Here is a 17,082-nt window from a genome sequence, read left to right as displayed (position 1 = left end):
CTTGGTATCATCGCGCACACTTTTATGACGGTTTGATGGCTGGAAGGTCTTTTTTGTGAGCGCTCTTTTTCAACGGTTTCGGCACCCCGACGCCCGTCTTCTCTCTTTGATTTTTCTGGTACTGATCGTGCCGGTGTGCCTGCGTGCGGCACTCGGCTGGTCGAGCCTGTTCGGCTATCTGTCGGACCTGGCCATCGGCAGCCTGCTGGTGGTTCTGTTGCATCGCCGGCCGTGGTGGCTGGCCCTGCCGGTGCTGGTGTTCTGGGGACTGCTGGCGCTGGCGACGGCGGAACTGGTCAGCGCAGTCGGACGCTTGCCCAACCCTCAGGATCTGCATTACCTGATCGACCCGCAATTCGTGGAAAACTCCACCGGCGGCGGTTTCGCCCATCCGGCGGTGGCCGGCGCGCTGTTGCTGGGTTTGATACTGTGGCTGAGCGCACAATGGGCGAACCGTCGAGCACCGGCTCCGGCCCTTCCCCGCGCTGTGTGGGCGGCACCGGTGTTGCTGTTCGCCGCCCATTGGGGCGCACAGAACCTTTCGCCGAGCGACGCCGACCCATGGCGTCTGTACAACCTGCCCCACCAATTGCTCGCCACGCAAGTGGCCGACGCGCAGATGCAGGCCGAGGAATGGCTGGAAGGTGGCAGCGAAGCTCCGGCGCCATCGATGGCCGGGCTCACCGACCTCGACTTGAATGGCCACTCCTTGCTGGCGGCAAAAGGTCAGGCGCGCAACGTGCTGATCGTTGCGGTCGAAGGCATTCCCGGTGCTTATATCCGCGCCAATCGCGAAGCCATCGGCAGCCATTATCAGGAAGACCTGATGCCCAGGCTCAGCCGCTGGGCCGAGCGCGGCATGAACACGCCCGACTACGTGCTGCACACGCACCAGACCATTCGCGGCCTGTACGCCATGCTCTGCGGCGATTACGACAAGTTGAACAACGGCACGCCCAAAGGCGTGGAAATGCTGACCCAGAACGAACGCAATCAGGCCTGCCTGCCGGCCCAGTTGCGCCAGCACGGCTTCAGCACCCACTACCTGCAAGGCGCCGGCCTGCGCTTCATGGCCAAAGACAAGATCATGCCGCACATCGGCTTCGATGTGACGCATGGCCTTGAGTGGTTCACCAACGCCAACTACCTGGAATTCCCTTGGGGCAAGGACGACAAGGCCTTCTTCGAAGGCGCGCTGAGTTACGTCGGCCAACTGAACAAACAGAAAAAACCGTGGATGTTGACACTGCTGACCGTCGGCACCCATCAGCCCTACTCCGCGCCGGATGAATACCTGCAACGCTACGACACACCGAAACAGGCCGCCGTCGGTTACCTGGACGATGCCCTGGACCAGTTCCTCAGCGGCCTCGAACATCAGGGCGTGCTGAAAGACACGCTGGTGGTGATCACGTCGGACGAATCCCATGGCATCGATGGCGTGCGACTGGCGTCGTCCTGGGGTTTCAACCTGACGCTTGCGCCGGAACAGGCCCGGTTGCCGCACCTGAACGCCGGGGTCTACGGGCATGTCGACTTGAGTGCATCGATCCTCGACTACTTTGACCTGCCGGTACCTGCTGCACTCAGCGGCCGCTCGCTGTTTCGCGACTACGACACCGGTCGCGAAATCATGTCGTTCACCAACGGCAAACTGCGCTACCACGACGGCCACGGCGTCCTCACCGAATGCGACATGCCGCGACGTTGCCGCGCTTATGCCAGCGAAGGCTTCATCGCCGAAAGCGCCACATTCAAGGGCAATGCCAGCGGCCAGAATGCGCGGCAGATTGCAGCCCGCGCCGATGCGCTGGACCTGTCGCTGTTGCGCACCCCGCTCAATCAGCGCTATCAGTTCGGCAGCGACAACGTCATCCCGCTGCAAGCGCAGATCAAGGATGACTGGGCCGACAACCTGATCGGCGCGCAGTACCTGGAAATGCCCAAGGGCTCACACACCCGCGTGCGCCTGACCGTGCGGTCGATGGATCCGCAACAGACGGCGTACATCCAGCTCAAGGCCAAGGAATTCGAGCAGGACGTGCAACTGGGCCTGCCATCGGAAATGGTCGCCACGGCGGATCAGCCATTGGAGATGGATTTCAGCTTCGACAACCCGCAACCGCGCAAAGCCTTCTCGTTCCATTTGCTGGGCTACGGACTGGGTGCGGTGGAGGTCACGGATTTCAGCGTGATCACCGAATTGCCGGGGCAACAGGATCTGCTGGAAGAAATCCCCGAGGACGACACCGCTCAATCGAGCTGATGTCGGCGCCAGCGTCGCGCGATTCGCGGGACGCTGGCGCAAGATCGCGGGGAACGATCAGAACGTGGTGCGCAAACCGACCTGAATGCTTCGCCCTTCTGCCGGCGCAATGTCGCGCAGAATCGAGCTGGCATAGCGCACGGTCTGGTTGGTCAGGTTCTCGGCATTGACGAAGGCCAGCCATTTGCTCTGGCCGACGTCAAAGTGATACCCCACATTGGCACCCAGCGTGGTGTAGCCATCGGTGCTGCTTTCATTGTCCGGCACCCGATGCTGGGAACTGGCGTGCTCCACATCGATCCGCGCCTGCCAGCGATCCAGCTCCCACAGCAGCCCGGTGTTCAGGCGCAACGGCGCGATGCGCGGCAGATCCTGACCGTTGTCGAGGTTCTTGGCCCGGGTGTAATCGCCCGACAATTCCAGCGCGAACTTGCCATAGGCGCTCTCGCCGAGTTTCCAGCGGTCCTGGGCTTCGATGCCGCTGAAGCGCGCACGGACACCGGAGTAGGCATATTCGGGAATGCCGGCGGCGTCTTCTTCGCCTTCATCATTGAGGGTGCGTCCGGTGCCGAGCAGACCGATGTAATTGGAGTAGTGGCTGTAGAACACGCCGACGCTGCCCTTGTGCGTGCCATTGTCGAAACGCAATGCCAGATCGCTGGAGACGGCTTTTTCCTTCGAAAGACCCGCATCCCCGACTTCATAAGTGCCGGTCGCGACGTGGGCGCCGTTGGCGTACAGCTCGTAGAACGTCGGTGCCCGTTCGGTATAGCCCAGCGTGGCGGCGACCGACCAGATCGGCGTCAGCGTGTACACCGCGCCGGACGACAGGCTGCCGGCGGTGAAACTGCTGGAGCGGTCAGCATTGGCGAAGCGCTCGTTGCCTTTGGCATCCGGGTCGACCGTGGTGTGCTCCAGGCGACCGCCGAGGGTGAACAGCAAACGATCCGTGGCTTGCAGCTCTTCCAGAACGAACAGTGCGCCGGCATTGGTATCGGTGTGCGGCACGAAGGCTTCTTCGCCCAGTGCGGAGAATTCATTACGGCTGACCTGTGCGCCAACCACACCGTTGAACGGTCCCAACGGCTGGTGTCGGGCCTCGACCCGGGCTTCGTAGCCCTTGTTCTTGAACGTGGTACCGACCTCGCCACCCTCGATCTCGCGGTGCTGATAATCGGTGTACCCGGCGTCGAACTTGACCGAACTGAACGGGCCGTCGAGGTTGCGGATTTCCGAGGCGAACGCGTAGTGCTCCTGCTGCATGCGAATCCGCACGTCGTCTTCGGCCGGCGAGCCGTAGTTGGAGTCGTAGTTGCTGTACGACAGCCCCGCATAACCGTCATCCCAGGTGTACGACCCGCCGACCGCGCCGCCGTCCTGACGACCGTCGCTGTTGGCCAGCCGATGTTTCTTCGAATCGCCATCGTCGTTCGCCCGTTCGCGGCCGGTTTTGGCGTAGCCGGGAATCTTCAGGTCATTGAACTCGCGGGCGCTGGCGTCCAGGTGCAAGGCAAACTGACCGTTACCGGCCTCCAGTTTGCCCGCGCTGCTGCGAGTGGTATCGGCGCCGCCATAGCGCAGTTCGCCGGCGCCGTGAATGCCGTCGATGGCTTCGGTCGGAATCCGGTTGTCGAAGGTGTTGACCACCCCGCCGATGGCGCTGCCGCCGTAAAGCAACGCGGCCGGGCCACGGACGATCTCGATGCGTTCGACGTTGACCGGATCCAGCGGCACCGCGTGATCGTAGGACAGCGACGAGGCATCGAGCGCGCCAACGCCGTTACGCAGGATGCGAATGCGATCGCCGTCCTGCCCACGAATGATCGGACGACTCGCGCCTGGGCCGAAATAAGACGATGACACCCCCGGCTGCTTGTTCAGGGTTTCGCCCAGACTGCCTTTCTGCTGCAGCGTCAGGTCATCACCGCTCAGCACGGTCGAGGGCGACGCGAGGGTCTGGCTGCCCAGTGGATTGGCAGTGATGACTTGGGGTTGCAGTTCGAGGGGGTCGGCAGCGAACGCGGGGGATGCGATCAGCAGCGCGGAGGCCAGCAGGCTGGGCTGGAAGGAGGGAAAACGGGCAGACATTTCTAGAATTCCGTAAGGCAGAAAGGACGGGACCGACGCCACTGCCACGCGGACATGTCAGTGACATCGATCAGATGAAATCATTTTTATGTTATACAATAACATTTCCAATGGCCATCACGATTCTTGCCACGATGTTTACGACAACCGCTCAAGCGCGGGACTTTCAGCGCTCAACCCTGCCACTCGCGAACGAACGGTCTGTGCATTTCCAGAAAAATCCACCGCAGAGGGCGGTAAAAGACTTTGCCTATCGGCCACCAATAGTCGGCCTATTAGCCGACATCCCGAGTCGGGTCTAGCCTTACTACTCCGAAGTCGGCACGAGCCGGCCGCAGAAGACCTGATAAGGACCCGAACATGGCAAATGAATCGAAATGCCCGTTCAATCACGCCGCCGGCGGTGGCACGACGAACCGCGATTGGTGGCCGAATCAACTGAACCTGAAAATCCTGAGTCAGCACTCGCCCGCCTCCGATCCGATGGGCCCGGACTTCGACTACGCCAAGGCTTTCAAAAGCCTGGATTTCCAGGCCCTCAAACGCGATCTGACGGCGCTGATGACCGACTCTCAGGAGTGGTGGCCAGCGGACTTCGGCCACTACGGCCCGCTCTTCATCCGCATGGCCTGGCACAGCGCCGGCACCTATCGCACCGCTGACGGCCGTGGCGGCGCCGGTTCCGGCCAGCAACGCTTCGCCCCGCTCAACAGCTGGCCGGACAACGTCAGCCTCGACAAGGCCCGCCGCCTGCTGTGGCCGATCAAGCAGAAATACGGTCGCAACATTTCCTGGGCCGACCTGATCGTCCTCACCGGCAACGTCGCGCTGGAATCCATGGGCTTCAAGACCTTTGGTTTTTCCGGCGGTCGTCCTGATGTGTGGGAACCGGACGAAGACGTTTACTGGGGTTCGGAAAACACCTGGCTGGGCGGCGACACCCGTTACGGCAAACACCCCGAAGCCATGCAGGAACCGGGCGACGGCACGCTGGTGGCCGAACCTGCCGAGCACGGCCATGAACAGAGCCGCACCAATCAGGGCGAACGCAACCTGGAAAATCCGCTGGCCGCCGTGCAGATGGGCCTGATCTACGTGAACCCGGAAGGCCCGGAAGGCAATCCCGACCCGGTGGCCTCGGCCAAGGACATCCGCGAAACCTTCGGCCGCATGGCCATGAACGACGAAGAAACCGTCGCCCTGATCGCCGGCGGCCACGCCTTCGGCAAGACCCACGGTGCCGGCCCGGCCGATAACGTCGGCCCGGAACCGGAAGCCGCCGGCCTCGAAGAGCAAGGTCTGGGCTGGAAAAACAGCTTCGGCACCGGCAAGGGCGCCGACACCATCACCAGCGGCCTGGAAGTAACCTGGACCACCACCCCGACGAAGTGGAGCAACAACTACCTGGAAAACCTGTTCGGCTTCGAGTGGGAACTGACCAAGAGCCCGGCCGGTGCCCATCAGTGGAAACCGAAAAACGGCGCCGGTGCCGGCACCATTCCCCATGCCCACGACCCGAACAAACGCATCGACCCGACCATGCTCACTTCCGACCTGGCCCTGCGTTTCGACCCGGCCTACGAGAAGATTTCGCGGCGCTTCCTGGCCAATCCCGATCAACTGGCCGACGCCTTCGCCCGCGCCTGGTACAAGCTGATCCACCGCGACATGGGCCCGCTGTCACGCTATCTCGGCCCGGAATTGCCTCAAGAAGAGTTGCTGTGGCAAGACCCGATTCCCGAGGCCACGCATCCACTGGTGGACGACAGCGATATCAGGGCGTTGAAAGGCAAAGTGCTGGCGTCCGGGCTGTCCATTTCGGAACTGGTCTCTACCGCGTGGGCAGCCGCGTCGACCTTCCGGGGTTCGGACAAACGTGGCGGCGCCAATGGCGGGCGTCTGCGTCTGGCACCGCAGAAGTTCTGGCAGGCCAACCAGCCGGAGCAACTGGACAAAGTGTTGAAGATTCTGGAAGGCATTCAGAACGAGTTCAATGCCGGGGCGTCGGGCAAGCAAGTTTCGCTGGCGGACCTGATCGTGCTGGCCGGTAACGCCGGGGTCGAGCAAGCGGCGAAAAACGCCGGGCACACGGTGACCGTGCCGTTCAATCCGGGGCGCACGGATGCAACTCAGGAGCAAACCGACGTCGAGTCGTTTGGCTTCCTCGAACCGCACACCGACGGCTTCCGCAATTACGCCGCCAACACCTACCGCGTGCCGGCCGAGGCGTTGCTGATCGACAAGGCGCAACTGCTGACCCTTTCCGCCCCGGAAATGACCGTACTGATCGGCGGCCTGCGCGTGCTGGACACCAACGTCGGCAAAACCAGACACGGGGTATTCACCGACAAGCCCGGCACCCTGACCAACGACTTCTTCCGCAATCTGCTGGACATGGGCGTGGAATGGAAACCGACATCGAAAACCGAGTTCGAAGGCCGGGATCGTAAAACCGGCAGCGTGAAATGGACGGCGACCCGGGTCGATCTGGTGTTCGGTTCCAACTCGGTGCTGCGGGCGCTGGCCGAGGTGTATGCCAGTTCCGATGCGAAAGAAAAGTTCGTCACAGACTTCGTTGCGGCCTGGGCGAAGGTGATGGATCTGGATCGGTTTGATCTGAAGTAACGGAGGGAACGCAAAACAACTGTGGGAGCGAGCCTGCTCGCGAAGAGGGAGTATCAGACACGGAGATGTCGTCTGGACTACCGCATTCGCGAGCAGGCTCGCTCCCACAGTTTTGAGCGGTGCTATCCCGGCTTACGCCAGGCTTTTGCTGACCACTTCATACACATCACTGGACAGCTGACCGGACGCGAGAATCCGCTCCAGCTCCGCCTTCATCAGCGCCTGACGAGCGCTGTCATACTTGCGCCAGCGGGTCAGCGGCGCCAGTTGGCGCGAAGCGATCTGCGGGTTGAAGCCGTTCAGCTCGATCACCAGATCCGCGAGGAAGCGATAGCCCGAACCATCCGCCGCATGGAAGTTGATCAGGTTCTGCCCGGCGAACGCTCCGACCAGCGCACGCACCTTGTTCGGATTCTTGATGTTGAACGCCGGGTGCTGCATCAGCGCTTTGACCCGCGCCAGACCGCCCGGCAAGGTGCTGCCGGCCTGCACGCTGAACCACTGATCCATGACCAGCGGATTGTCCTTGAAGTGCTCGGCGAAACTGGCCAGGGCTTTGGCTTTCTCGTCGTCGAACGGCGAGTTGACCAGCACCGCCAGCGCGGTCAGGCGCTCGGTCATGTTGTCGCAGCTGTCGAACTGTTCCAGGGTTGCCGCCAGCACTTGCGGCTTGCCGCTGAGCATCAGGTACGACAGCGCGATGTTCTGCAACGCGCGACGGGCGAAATGCTCGGCCTCGGCCACGTACGGGGTTTGCTTCGACAGCTCGCGGTTGGCTTGATAACGCAGCCACAGCGCTTCGAACAGGTTGTCCGCCAGTTGCTGACGGGCGAACTCGCGGGCGGTGTGGATCGCGTCCACGTCGGCGATTTCGCTGATTTCGGTCAGGTAGGCTTCGCTTGGCAGCGAGAGCATTTCCGCGACCATCGCCTGATCCAGCGACTCGTCCGACAGCACGGTGCGCAGGGCCGAAATCAGACGTGGATCGAGCACCAGGCTTTCGCCCTTCTGCTGCTGGCCGATCAGTTCTTGCAGCACCTGCACCGACAGTTGCTGGCCGGCATCCCAGCGGTTGAAACCGTCGGTGTCGTGCTGCATCAGGAACATCAACTGATCGCGGTTGTACGGGAAGCTCAGTTTCACCGGCGCCGAGAAGCCACGCAGCAACGAAGGCAAAGGTTGTTCGGCGATGTCGACGAAGGTGAAGGTCTGTTCGGCTTCGGTCACCGAGATCACTCGAGTGGTGCCTTGGGCGGAGGCTTCGCCGGCCAGACGCAGGGCAATCTCGTTGCCCTGGCTGTCGAGCAGGCCCAGTTCCACCGGGATCACGAACGGCAGTTTTTCAACCTTGTCCGGGGTTTCCGGGCAGCTCTGGCGGAAGGTCAGGCTGTAGGTTTTCGCAGCGGCGTCGTAAGACTCGCTCACCGCCAGACGCGGTGTGCCGGCCTGGCTGTACCAGCGCTTGAACTGGGTCAGGTCGACGCCGTTGGCATCTTCCATGGCCTTGATGAAGTCATCGCAGGTCACGGCCTGGCCGTCATGACGTTCAAAGTACAGGTCGCTGCCCTTGCGGAAGCCTTCGGCGCCCAGCAGGGTGTGGATCATGCCAACCACTTCCGAACCCTTTTCGTACACGGTCAGGGTGTAGAAGTTGGAAATCTCGATGAAGCTGTCCGGGCGCACGGCGTGGGCCATCGGGCCTGCATCTTCGGCGAACTGGTGGGTACGCAGATAGGCCACATCTTGAATGCGCTTAACCGTGGCCGAGTTCATGTCGGACGAGAAACCGGCGTCGCGGAACACCGTGAAGCCTTCTTTCAGCGACAGCTGAAACCAGTCGCGGCAGGTCACGCGGTTGCCCGACCAGTTGTGGAAGTATTCGTGAGCGACGATCGCTTCAACCCGCTGGTGCGCGGCGTCGGTGGCGGTTTCGGCGCGGGCCAGTACGGCGCTGGAGTTGAAGATGTTGAGGCCCTTGTTCTCCATCGCGCCCATGTTGAAGTCGTTCACGGCGACGATCATGAAGATGTCCAGATCGTACTCGCGACCGTAGACCTCTTCGTCCCAGCGCATCGACTTCTTCAGGCTGTTCATGGCGTGCTGGCACTTGTCGATGTTTTCCGGCTCGACGTAAATGCGCAGCGCCACGTTGCGGTTGGTCATGGTGGTGAAGCTGTCTTCAACGCACCACAAGTCACCGGCCACCAGTGCGAACAGGTACGCCGGTTTCATGAACGGGTCTTCCCAGGTCGCCCAGTGCCGGCCGTCTTCGCCGGGACCGCTGGCGATCGGGTTGCCGTTGGACAGCAACACCGGATAGCTGTGTTGCTCGGCGACCACGGTGGTGGTGAACTTGCTCATCACGTCCGGGCGGTCGAGGTAATAGGTGATCTTGCGGAAACCTTCGGCCTCGCACTGGGTGCAGAACATCGTGCCGGACTTGTACAGGCCTTCCAGTGCGGTGTTGGTTTCCGGGTGGATCCTGACGCTGGTGTCGACCGTGAAGGTTTCGCTGGCCGGTTGCAGGGTCAGATGATTCTCCGTCAGTTGGTAGTCGGCGGCGCTCAGCTCCTGGTCGGCCAGGGTCACCGAGAGCAGTTCCAGCTGCTGGCCATCGAGCACCAGCGGCGGCAGGCCCGGGCCACGGGCCGGGTTGCGGCGCATCACCAGTTGCGCGTGGACCAGACTGTGGTCCTCGAACAACTCGAAGGTCAGGTGTGTTTCGTCGATCAGGTACTCGGGCGCCTGATAGTCCTTCAGGTAAATCATCTTCGGTTGTTCGGTGCGCATGCTGAAGTCCTTATTGATGCACGGCGAGCTGATAGGCCGTGTACTTGCGAATGTTGATCACGCCGGTGTCGAAGATCAGGTACTGGCCCTTGATCCCCAGCAGCGTGCCTTCGGCTATCGGGTTCTTGTCCAGGTTGAAGCTGACAATCTTGGCCGGGTACTGCTCGACCGGGTAACGGATTTCCAGCGGCTCGACGTCGGTCACCGGCTGAATCGCCTGCAAACCGAAACGTTCCTGCAAGCCTTGCAGGCCTTCGGCGCAACTGGCGAACAGTTGATCGCGCACCTGCGCCAGATCCACCGCCGCCGCGTCGCCCTTGAGCAAGGCGCGCCAGTTGGTCTTGTCCGCCACCTGACTGCGGAACAGGTCTTCGACGAAGCCCGACTGCTGCCGCGTGGCGACGCGCATGATCGGCAGCGCCTGGCTCGCGCCCTGGTCGAGCCAGCGGGTCGGCAACTGAGTGGCGCGGGTGATGCCGACCTTGATTCCCGACGAGTTGGCCAGGTAGACGACGTGGTCGGTCATGCAGAACTTCTCACCCCACTCCGGCTCCCGGCAGGTGCCGGCCTCGAAATGGCAGCGCTCCGGACTCATGATGCACACGTCGCACTGAGCCAGCCTGGTCATGCACGGGTAGCAGTAGCCCTGACTGAAACTGGTCTTGGTCTTGCGTCCACAATGGGTGCAATGGATCGCCCCCAGGTATTCCAGACGCACCGTCGTGCCGATCAACGGGTTGACCGGCACCTCGACGTCATCCAGACGAAACGCATATTGCACGTTCGGCCCGTCCAGGCGCGCCGACATTTTGCTGATTGCACCGCGGCCAATCTCGATCAATGGAGGGCGTCCGACTTGAACAGGATGTTCGGCACTTCGATCGACTTCGATGCACATTCCTGCGGGCCCATGTAACCGGTGCGCTCTTCTTCAGGCAGGTTCTGGATTTCCCAGGCGATCATCGCCTGTAGCGACAGCTCGCGCTGTTCGGCGGTGAGCTTGCCACCGTCGGACCATTTGCCGATCTCTACGGCCAGTTTCAGGCTCTGGTAGATGTCCGGGGTGATGTTCTTGATCAAATCGTTAAAAGAGGACATCAGGGTCTCCGTGCTCTTTATTCAAAAATTCAGGCGGCCAGTTTACGGCGGTTGTACAAACCGCCCAACAAACCGGTGAAGCATCCGATGAGTAACCCGCCGACGTGGGCGGCGTTGGCGATCTGGCCGAAACCGATCATCGAGATCAGCCCGGACATGCACACCAGCAACCACACCAGCATCATCACCAGCACGCCGCGGGGCAGACGATAGGCCGGGTTCGGTGCCAGCAACTGGAAGATCCAGCAGTGGCCGAGCAGCCCGTAAAGCACGCCGGACAGGCCGCCAAACAGGCTGGGACCGCTCCAGGCAAACTGCGCATAGTTGGAAACGAGGCTGAACAGCAGCGTCAGGCCGATCAGGTTGATACTGCCCTGGCGCGACTCGATGCGCCGCCCCAGTTCCCAGTACCACATGCCGTTCATGGCCAGGTGCAGAATGCCGAAGTGGATCAGCATCGGCGTGAACAGGCGCCACCACTGCCCTGCCGCCAGGCTGTCGGCCAGCGGTGTGAAGTGGATGTAGTCGCCTACCACCCGGAAATCGAGGAAGGTCAGCCAACGCATGGTGTCGAGGTTATCGCCAAGGAACGTCAACCCGCCGACGATCAGGCTCAGCAGCAGAATGAACCCGGTGGCCCTGGCGTGTTTCAGTTGCTCGGCGAAGCTCGGCCGCTTGAAGGTCGGCGCCACCGGAACATCCAGTTGCTGATCCGGGTCACCCGCCGGGAAGCGTTCGTACAGAGAGCGCACGTCTTCGCTGATTTCCGACGGTACCCACAGCACCTGCTCGCCCGACTCTTCGCTGACGCGATGCGGCACCTGCATGCGTTGCAGCAGTTTGACGAAACCACTCAGGTCCGCCGCCAATGGCAGACGCAATACCGCTACCGCGCTCATCGCAGCACCTCCGGCCGCTCGACATCGACCCAGACAAATTTATGCGGATCCAGGCGGGTTTCCTGATCCAGACGATAAGCCACCAGTTTGCCGTAGAGCACGGCGCTGTAATCCAGGCACGCGAGGTTCGGGCGAATCGGCGCCGGTTTGCCGCTGCGCCAGTAGTGACCGACGAACAGCAACGGCTCATCGACGCCGTAGCGCAACAGGGAATTCTTTTCGCTGGAGGTCAGCGGCTTCTGCGCCACCGGCTCCGGCAAGGCGTCGGGCTGGAACACGATGTCACCGTAGGTCTGCGGATCGTCTTCCCAGAATTTGGTGCGGAAGAACGAACGCACCAGACCGTCGCCGCTGGTCATGGTCAGGCCATCCGGCAGGCGCATGTCGGTGCCGCGCAGCAGGCGATCGAACACGGTGCAGGCAAAACTGCCCGGCACGGCGGAAGCCTGAAGGAAGTGCTCATCGATGCAGCCATCGGGGAACAGCGCACGCAACGGCTCGATCAGGCCGGCATCCCAGCAGGCATGTACGACTCGAAAACGTCCGGCATCAACGAACAGCGGCAGTTGGTAGAACCATTGCTGGAAGTCGTGCCAGTCACCGGGATGGTCTTCGAACTGGGTCAGGGTTTCGTGCAGCAAACGGGCATGGCGTGGCGTGTGCTCGCGCACGAACTGCTTGCCGCTGCCGGGCGGAGCCGGTGTGCTCCAGCCCAGCGCGTTGAATTCGTGGTTGCCCATGATGCACAACGCCTGACCGGCCTCGACCATGTCGTGGACGATGTGCAGCGCCTCGCGAATCCGCGGGCCACGGTCGATGATGTCGCCGACAAACACGGCCATGCGCGAAGGATGCCGCCAGACCCCGCCCTGCTTGTGGTAGCCGAGTCGGTCCAGCAGGTGTTCCAGGGTCAGGGCGCATCCGTGCACGTCACCGATCAAGTCATAACTGCGCGCGGGATCGAGCATCAGTCGCCTCCACCACCCAACTTGCTGCCCCAGCCGAGCTTGGTCCGGCAGACTTCGTAGTAGTTGTGGTCGAGCGGATGGATCAGCCGCAGCTTCTGCGCTTTCTTGCTGACGGTGATGGTGTCACCCGGCGCGCAGGTGAAGTGGTTCTGCCCGTCGCAGGAGACTTGCGGGTAAATCTGCATATCTTTGGACACGACGATTTTCAGCTCACTGTTGCCATCGACCACAATTGGCCTGCCCGACAAGGTATGGGGGTACATCGGCACAATCACAATAGCGTCGAGCTTGGGATGCATGATCGGGCCACCGGCCGACAATGCGTACGCGGTAGAACCGGTCGGCGTGGCGACGATCAGGCCGTCGGCCTTCTGGCTGCAGACGAACTGGCCGTCGATGTACAGCTCGAACTCGATCATCCGCGTCGATTTGCCCGGGTGCAGCACCACGTCGTTCAGCGCATCGCCCTGGCCGATGGCCTCGGCGTGGCGGCGGACTTCGGCCTGCAGCAGGAAGCGGTTTTCCACCAGATAGTGGCCGTCGAGCACTTCGGCGACCTTGATTTCCAGCTCGTCGGGGCGGATGTCGGTGAGAAAGCCGAGGCTGCCACGGTTGATCCCGAGCACCGGAATGTTGTGCTTGGCCAGCGCTCTTGCCGCACCAAGCAGGCTGCCGTCACCGCCGACGACGATGACCATGTCGCAGACTTCGCCGAGCATCTTGCGCGACGAGGTTTGCAGGCCGTGGCCGGGCAGGACTTCGGCGATGGTGTCTTCGAGGATCACATGCAGGTGACGATCGAGCAGAAAGCGTTTCAGTCGGCGGACGGTATCCAGCACCTGGGAACTGCCCAGGCGACCGATGATGCCGATATTACGAAATTGCTCCATGGGACTCCTGCGGGGGGCTGCGACGGCGAAAACGACGATTATGGGCGAAAGCGCCGGATAGACAAAACCCTTTCAGCCCAAGAGTGCGCCTGTGTTTAAGGCTATGCTCGCAAGATGATCCTATTTCCCGATTTGCTCCAGTTGCCCCACCAATTGCGCCATCCTGAAGTGCGCGATCTGGCGTGGGTGATCCTCGCCCCGCCGATGCTCGACGCCACGCCGTGGCCGCAACGTCATCCACTGGCCGGCAGCGACTGGGTGCATGACCCTGAGCGACTGGCGCACTGGCTGCATCGGCTCGATCGTGACAGCTATGGTCTGCTGCAATGGCTGTCCCAGGCCCGCACCCGGCGCCTGGGCCTGTATTACGAGCGGTTGTGGCAGTTTGCGGTGGAACACGCGCCGGGCATCGAACTGATCGCCGCCAACCTGCCGATCCGCCGCGAAGGCCACACCCTGGGTGAACTGGACATGCTGCTGCGCGACCGTGACGGCGTGCATCATCTGGAACTGGCGATCAAGCTCTACCTCGGCCCGCAGAACGGTGACGGCCGCGATCCGGCGCAGTGGCTCGGCCCCGGCTGCCATGATCGACTGGACCGCAAACTGGCCCACCTGAGCGAGCACCAGCTACCGATTTCCGCCCGCCCGGAAAGCCGCGAGGCCCTCGCGGCGCTGGATATCGAGTCGTTCAGTGCGCAGTTGTGGCTGGGCGGTTATCTGCTGTATCCATGGCCCGGGCAGTCCGAACCGCCGAGCGGTGCCCATCCGCAGCATCTGCGCGGCAGCTGGCTGCATCAAAAGGACTGGCCGGCGTTTGTCGCCCAGCGCCCGGCCGGGCGCTGGCAACCCCTGCCCCGCCACGCGTGGCTGGCGCCGGCGCATTACCCGGCAGATCAGGCCTGGAGCCACCAGCAATTGCGTGCCTGGTTCGATGAACTTGAACCGCTGGCCCCGGCGCAGTTGATGGTGCGCCTGACCGAAAATGCCCGGGGCGAATGGGAAGAGGCCGAGCGGCTGTTTCTGGTTTCGGATCTGTGGCCGAACGTGCCCGGACAGAGTTAGACGCTCAGCCGCAGCGCCAGCGCGGCCAGCGTGACCAGCAACACCGGCACCGTCAGCACAATCCCGACCTTGAAGTAATACCCCCAGCCGATCCGGATATCCTTGCGTGCCAGTACATGCAGCCAGAGCAGAGTCGCCAGACTGCCGATCGGGGTGATCTTCGGCCCCAGGTCACTGCCGATCACGTTGGCGTAGATCATCGCTTCTTTCACGACACCGGTCGCCTGACTGGCATCGATCGACAGCAGACCGATCAGCACCGTGGGCAGATTGTTCATGATCGACGACAACAATGCCGTCAGCACGCCGGTGCCCATGGCCGCGCCCCACACGCCATACCCGGCAAAGACATCCAGCCAACCGGCCAGATGATCCGTCAGCCCGGCATTGCGCAGACCGTAGACCACCAGATACATGCCCAGGGAGAAAATCACGATCTGCCACGGCGCTTCTTTCATCACTTTGCGCGTGGAGATCTTGTGCCCCCGAGCGGCGATACCCAGCAACAACGCCGCGCACACCGCCGAAATGGCGCTGATCGGAATCCCCAGCGGTTCCAGGGCAAAACAACCCACCAGCAGGATCACCAACACCGCCCAACCGGCGTAGAACGTGGCCTTGTCGTGGATCGCCGTCTCCGGGTGCTCCAGCTGTTCAGGGTCGTAGGCTGTCGGAATGTCGCGTCGGAAAAACCACATCAACACCGCCAGCGTGGCGGCGACACTGACAAAGTTCACCGGCACCATCACCGCCGCATAGCGATTGAAACCGATGTGAAAGAAGTCTGCCGAGACGATGTTGACCAGGTTCGACACCACCAGAGGCAGGCTCGCCGTGTCGGCAATAAACCCCGCGCCCATGACAAACGCCAGGGTTGCCGCCGGAGAAAAGCGCAGCGCAAGCAGCATGGAAATCACGATGGGCGTGAGGATCAGCGCCGCGCCGTCATTGGCGAACAACGCCGACACCAGTGCGCCGAGCAACACCATGTAGGCAAACAGCTTGCGACCGCTGCCCCGCCCCCATCGCGCCACGTGCAATGCGGCCCAGGCAAAGAACCCCGCCTCGTCGAGCAACAGACTGATGATGATAAGCGCCACGAAAGTGCCGGTGGCGTTCCAGATGATCTGCCACACCAGCGGAATATCGCTCAGGTGCACCACGCCGAAAATCAGCGCCAGAATCGCTCCGAAGGTCGCACTCCAGCCGACCCCGAGACCCTTGGGTTGCCAGATCACCAGGGTAATGGTCAGCAGGAAAATCAATGAAGCAGCAAGCATTCGCGACAGCCTTCAATAAAAGGGAAAGAATCAGACCACAAAAAAACCTGTGGGAGCCAGCTCCCACAGGTTCGTTATGTTGTCAGAAAAATCAGTGGATCACTTCTTGTGCTGCGCTACCCACTCGCCATAGGCATTGATGAAGCTCTGCAGGAACGGCTTGACCGACTCGTTCAGCTTGCCCGACTCATCGAACGCCGTACCGGCGCCACCCAGATAAGCCTCAGGTTGTTGCATGCAAGGCACATTGAGGAAAACGAATGACTGACGCAAATGCTGGTTGGCGCCAAAACCGCCGATGGCACCCGGCGAAACACTGATCACTGCGCCCGGTTTGCCGCCCCAGACACTCTTGCCATAAGGCCGCGAGCCAACGTCAATCGCATTCTTCAAGGGTGCCGGCACAGAGCGGTTGTACTCTGGGGTGACAAACAGCACCGCGTCGGATGACGCCACTTTTTGCCGAAAAGTGCTGTAGGCTGCCGGCGGTGAATCGCCGTCAATGTCTTCGTTATAGAGTGGCAGATCGCCAATTTCCACAATGTTCAGCTTGAGGTTGGCCGGTGCCAGTTCCGCCAGCGCCAGCGCGACCTTGCGATTGATCGAAGCTTTACGCAGGCTGCCAACCACTACCGCGACGTTATAGACATTGCTCATGGGAAGACTCTCGACTGTCCGTGGGGAGGAGCCTGTAGTTATAGATGATCCGGCGACGATTCCACCAGACGACAAGGGATATTTCCCGCATCCGGATTATTTTTTTCCTGTAGGAAAACTTACCAAGCTCGATGACGGTCTACCAAGCCGCAAATCAAGCGTTTTATCTCCAGAGGTTCTAAGCAGATGGCAGCAGTACTCGTCGGTCAGTTCCATGCAAGAGATGCGGAAGGCCGCGTTTATTCCGTGCATGAGTTCCAGGAATCCACCCCGTCGGCAGACGGTTTCACCGGCATGGAGCCCGTTACAACCTACAAACTGGCGATTGGCGACCGCGTCAACAAGATCGACGACAACGAGTTTCTGCTGGTTCAGTCGGGCATCACCCTGATCCGCGAACCCGAGCCATCGGTCGCTTCATAACCGATTGTTATGAGCAGAAGTCATCCGCGCCGA

Annotated in this window: 13 protein-coding genes; 4 read left to right on the top strand and 9 right to left on the bottom strand. The window is 61.6% G+C overall.

All coding sequences use genetic code 11. The annotated features are described in order from the left end of the window. Positions 1-55: 55 nt before the first annotated feature. The gene (locus tag NE357_RS11320) at positions 56-2,266 is read left to right on the top strand and encodes an LTA synthase family protein (protein ID WP_169429915.1); all 2,211 of its coding nucleotides are present in this window, start codon (positions 56-58) and stop codon (positions 2,264-2,266) included. A gap of 57 nt (positions 2,267-2,323) precedes the next feature. Here the strand turns inward: NE357_RS11320 and NE357_RS11315 are convergent, their stop codons facing one another. Then, positions 2,324-4,354 carry a TonB-dependent receptor gene (locus NE357_RS11315; RefSeq protein ID WP_169429914.1) on the bottom strand — a complete coding sequence of 677 codons (2,031 nt, stop codon included), beginning with the start codon at positions 4,352-4,354 and terminating at the stop codon, positions 2,324-2,326. A gap of 360 nt (positions 4,355-4,714) precedes the next feature. Between NE357_RS11315 and katG the strand changes: the two genes are divergently transcribed. Further along, a complete protein-coding gene (gene katG / locus NE357_RS11310) occupies positions 4,715-6,979 on the top strand; it encodes a catalase/peroxidase HPI (RefSeq protein ID WP_169429913.1) in 2,265 nt (754 codons plus the stop codon). 132 nt (positions 6,980-7,111) lie between these two features. On the opposite strand, the gene pepN is transcribed toward katG, so the two are convergent. The 6 genes from pepN to NE357_RS11280 are packed head-to-tail and all read right to left on the bottom strand — an operon-like array spanning position 7,112 to position 13,624. Continuing rightward, positions 7,112-9,769, bottom strand: a complete 2,658-nt coding sequence (gene pepN / locus NE357_RS11305; protein ID WP_169429912.1) for an aminopeptidase N — start codon at positions 9,767-9,769, stop codon at positions 7,112-7,114. Positions 9,770-9,779: 10 nt separating this feature from the next. Then, complete coding sequence (locus tag NE357_RS11300) at positions 9,780-10,610, bottom strand: DUF2797 domain-containing protein (protein WP_207866011.1); 831 nt, start codon at positions 10,608-10,610, stop codon at positions 9,780-9,782. Then, positions 10,607-10,867, bottom strand: a complete 261-nt coding sequence (locus NE357_RS11295) for a YeaC family protein (RefSeq protein ID WP_085686493.1) — start codon at positions 10,865-10,867, stop codon at positions 10,607-10,609. Before NE357_RS11295 ends, NE357_RS11300 begins: the two co-directional genes overlap by 4 nt. A 29-nt stretch (positions 10,868-10,896) precedes the next feature. Beyond that, positions 10,897-11,766, bottom strand: a complete 870-nt coding sequence (locus NE357_RS11290) for a rhomboid family intramembrane serine protease (protein ID WP_169429910.1) — start codon at positions 11,764-11,766, stop codon at positions 10,897-10,899. Then, positions 11,763-12,737, bottom strand: coding sequence for a metallophosphoesterase (locus NE357_RS11285; protein WP_169432621.1), 975 nt, complete (start codon positions 12,735-12,737; stop codon positions 11,763-11,765). The genes NE357_RS11290 and NE357_RS11285 overlap by 4 nt, the downstream gene beginning before the upstream one ends. Then, positions 12,734-13,624, bottom strand: a complete 891-nt coding sequence (locus NE357_RS11280; RefSeq protein WP_011333623.1) for an NAD(+) kinase — start codon at positions 13,622-13,624, stop codon at positions 12,734-12,736. The genes NE357_RS11285 and NE357_RS11280 overlap by 4 nt, the downstream gene beginning before the upstream one ends. A 114-nt stretch (positions 13,625-13,738) precedes the next feature. Between NE357_RS11280 and NE357_RS11275 the strand changes: the two genes are divergently transcribed. Beyond that, entirely contained in the window at positions 13,739-14,689 is a 951-nt protein-coding gene (locus tag NE357_RS11275) for a DUF1853 family protein (protein ID WP_169429909.1), read from the top strand. Here the strand turns inward: NE357_RS11275 and NE357_RS11270 are convergent. Both NE357_RS11270 and NE357_RS11265 read right to left on the bottom strand, forming a co-directional pair. Continuing rightward, complete coding sequence (locus NE357_RS11270; protein ID WP_169429908.1) at positions 14,686-15,969, bottom strand: arsenic transporter; 1,284 nt, start codon at positions 15,967-15,969, stop codon at positions 14,686-14,688. The genes NE357_RS11275 and NE357_RS11270 overlap by 4 nt on opposite strands. A 99-nt stretch (positions 15,970-16,068) precedes the next feature. Continuing rightward, positions 16,069-16,626 carry an NADPH-dependent FMN reductase gene (locus NE357_RS11265; protein WP_114882292.1) on the bottom strand — a complete coding sequence of 186 codons (558 nt, stop codon included), beginning with the start codon at positions 16,624-16,626 and terminating at the stop codon, positions 16,069-16,071. Positions 16,627-16,812: 186 nt separating this feature from the next. On the opposite strand from NE357_RS11265, the gene NE357_RS11260 reads away from it, so the two are divergent. Next, complete coding sequence (locus tag NE357_RS11260; RefSeq protein WP_169429907.1) at positions 16,813-17,049, top strand: hypothetical protein; 237 nt, start codon at positions 16,813-16,815, stop codon at positions 17,047-17,049. Positions 17,050-17,082: the final 33 nt, after the last annotated feature.

The organism is Pseudomonas sp. G7(2022), assembly GCF_052660475.1.
This window is presented reverse-complemented; position numbering and strand designations above follow the sequence as displayed.